Here is a 544-nt window from a genome sequence, read left to right on the forward strand (position 1 = left end):
ACATCCATTAGATGTCAAAATCGTCATTACTCCTGTATAAGTTCCAGGTGCTGTATTGGCAGGAACATTGATGGTATTAATACTTCCTCCTCCAGCAGCAAAAGCAAAAGCAGTCGTTCCCTGATCTGTCAATGTCGCCCAGTCAATGGAATAACTTATTGGCGAATTAGTGGTTGCGGTATATGTTAGAGAAGCAAGCTGTGCGGAAGCACTTTGACAGACTGCTGTTAAAGTTCCTGAAGTCGTAATTGTTGGAAGAGCATTAATTGTTAANGCCATTGGATGTGAGAATCGTCATTACACCTGTATAAGTTCCAGGTGCTGTATTTGCTGGAACATTGATCGTATTAATAGTTCCTCCTCCCGCAGCAAAAGCAAAAGAAGTCGTTCCCTGATCTGTCAATGTCGCCCAGTCAATGGAATAACTTATTGGTGAATTAGTAGTTGCTGTATATATTAGAGAAGCAAGCTGTGCAGAATTACTTTGACAGACTGCTGTTAAAGTTCCTGAAGTCGTAATTGTTGGAAGAGCATTAATTGTTAA

1 protein-coding gene is annotated in these 544 nt (G+C 40.5%); it reads right to left on the reverse strand.

The genetic code is table 11. The features are described from left to right. On the reverse strand, positions 1-273 hold a 273-nt coding region (locus ASE40_RS22090; RefSeq protein ID WP_206742868.1), incomplete at both ends, for a hypothetical protein. Positions 274-544 lie beyond the last annotated feature (271 nt).

This window comes from Flavobacterium sp. Root935, from assembly GCF_001429295.1.
GTDB lineage: Bacteria > Bacteroidota > Bacteroidia > Flavobacteriales > Flavobacteriaceae > Flavobacterium.